Genomic DNA, 2,492 nt, shown 5'->3' on the forward strand with positions numbered 1-2,492 from the left:
AGCAAACCTGACAATTCCACATCGGGCAAACCGGCCAACACCCCGTAAAGCAGGCGGGTTTCCTGGGGAATCCCGTAAAAACCATCCAGGGCGGGGCGCATTTCCATGAGAATGCGGAGATTATTTTGATGATGACCCATAAATCGCTTTGTATCCACCAGAATCAAGCAGTGGGCTCTCGTCTTCGCGGAATATCCTGTAATTGCGATTCTGTACCACCCAGTCGCGCCAGCCGACGGGCACTTTCGCGCTCAATCAAGGCACGCAAAGCTTCTTTCAGCAACGCGCCCCGATCTTCCACACCAGAGAGATTTTTGGCCTGCACAAGGAGATCATCGTCCAGATTAATGGTTGTTCGCATTTGAGAAACCTCATTACAGCATCATCTGATGCTATTTTAGACACAGGGCGCTACTTTGTCATCGCCGAATCCAGGTTGGCCATTCTGGCGCGGCGCTTCCACGCCATAGATTCTGTTCTGCATCCCAGGCAAGGCCCTGATCATGCCAAAAATCCCGGCAGGCATCATTGCGGCCAGTGGCGGTAAAATGACCCTGATATTCTTCATGCCCATCGGCCTGTATTTGGCGCACCGCTTCGGCCAGCAAGGCGGTTTCAATACCCAGGCCAAATATCCGGCAAGACAACACCATCTGAATAATGGCGTTGTCCTGCAACAAAGCCAGGGCAATCAGCCCATGGGGTGCAAAACGGTCTTGCGCCGAGACGGCGAGCAAAACACCGCCTGCCGCCAGCCAATTTTGCAGCTCAGCATCAGTCCAGCGCTGACCAGTGGTATTGAACTGATTGGTTTTGTTAAGGAGCTCCAGCGCCCGTGCATAACGAGGATGCGTGCCATCGGTCATGGTCTCCACCTGCAAGGTGAGCTGCAAGGACTCCAGCCAGGCCGTCCTATCCATATTTTCAGCGGCTGCATCCCGCTGTTTTTTGGCCTGAACCAGTTCGGTGCGGCGGGCAGATTCTGCCGATACATGCGCGACCTGCGTTTCCACTGAATAGAGCAGCAGATGACGCCATTGTTCCGGGTCACCGCTGAGGGTCCGCATCTGCGGGTAAGCATGAGTGACTTCTGCAATTTCCAGGGGATTATCATCTATAAACAGCACGTGCTCGGGTAACAGGTTGGTTTCTGCCAAAATCTGCGCAATAGCCTGAGACTTGGGTTGCCAACTGATGTGTATCGCGCAGAAGTCCTCCAGACGCAAACGGCGCCCCCAGACTTTAGTAAAATTTTCGCGGGTAGTAATGTCCTCATTTTTACTGCAAATAGCCAGCAAAATCCCACGCGCCTTGCAAGCCAGCAGGGCCTCAGCATAACCCAAGGGCCAACCTTCGGTGACCTCCAGCGGGATAATTTCATCCAACTCCGCCAACACGCCTTTCCAGAGGGTATTATCCAGATCGGTAATAATCAGCTTGACCTGCTGATCACCCCGCAAAACCTGCAAAGCAGCCTGTACTTTTTCCAGAATCCCCAGATGAATCAAATCCCCCTGCCGACTACTCCGTATGCCCCCATGGGTGAAATGGGAAACATACCCATCATAGGCCGTGCTGTCGCCGTAATGCAGGCGCAAATCGTTCAGCTCCAGATAAAAAGCGCGATGCCGCACCGTCAGGGCTTCTTCCAGCGTGTCATTCAGGTGGCGAATCAATGCATACAAGCCATGCTGACGATTCGGCCCCAGCAGACCGTTGATCCGGGGCATGGGTTCCAGAAAACCCAGAAAAAATACAGGAAGCCCATCGGGCAAGGCCGCCAGTATGCGCTGCACCTGGGTTTGCAGTTGCTGACAGGCCCGCTCTCGCAAATCCGACCAATCCACATCAGCGCGCAGATGAAACAGATCCCCATCGCCGTTTTCCGCCACCATACTCAGCAAAGAACGCAGGGTCAGTTGTACCAGCACCCCGTCAAAATCCTCTGCAGAAAGCTGCGGCACAGGATCATGGGGTCCAGAATCCATCAGATAGTGTTGCATCGACCAATTTATTGTCAATGCAGTCTGAAGCAAGCCCTCTACCAGACAGGTTCCAATGAGGGCAATATGTGGGGAATTATTTTCCGTATATCTGCCCAAGCGTGGCAGAGGAGATTGCTTTTCCTGGTTTTTCCAATGATGCTGCAATAACGCCACTCGTGTCTGACGCTCCCGATACAACCGGGCTTCCGCAGAATTTTTAATAGCCCGAATCAGTTTTCGACGACTAATCGAAGTATTAAGACGAGACAAATAATACCTTTTGCCAGAAGAATCGATTTCCCGCCCCAGATATTTCCGGTAAACCGCTGTCAAAAATCCTCGATCATCCAGATTCGCTAGCGCTGCATCCTCTGCGGGATCAGCTCCCCCGCGCCAACGCTGCCACCACCCTTCCCTATTGGAGTTTTTGGCAGAGGCCATGCCTATGCACCCCGCCGTACATACATTTCCACACCCCAATGGCCGCCGTGATCTTCCAGGCGGGTA

General features: G+C 53.2%; 2 protein-coding genes. Both read right to left on the reverse strand.

Annotation, left to right across the window (positions count from 1 at the left end; genetic code table 11):
* Positions 1–163: 163 nt before the first annotated feature.
* Positions 164–361 carry a type II toxin-antitoxin system VapB family antitoxin gene (locus tag HJG40_RS14355; protein WP_215864831.1) on the reverse strand — a complete coding sequence of 66 codons (198 nt, stop codon included), beginning with the start codon at positions 359–361 and terminating at the stop codon, positions 164–166.
* 58 nt (positions 362–419) lie between these two features.
* Positions 420–2,492: HAD-IIIC family phosphatase (locus HJG40_RS14360; protein ID WP_215864832.1), on the reverse strand; the 2,073-nt coding region annotated here is incomplete at its 5' end.

The organism is Acidithiobacillus concretivorus, assembly GCF_018853445.1.
Classification (GTDB): Bacteria; Pseudomonadota; Gammaproteobacteria; order Acidithiobacillales; family Acidithiobacillaceae; genus Acidithiobacillus; species Acidithiobacillus concretivorus.

Excerpts from the sequence above, each read along its gene's own strand:
- HJG40_RS14355 (WP_215864831.1), bottom strand. The coding sequence starts at position 361 with ATGCGAACAACCATTAATCTGGACGATGATCTCCTTGTGCAGGCCAAA.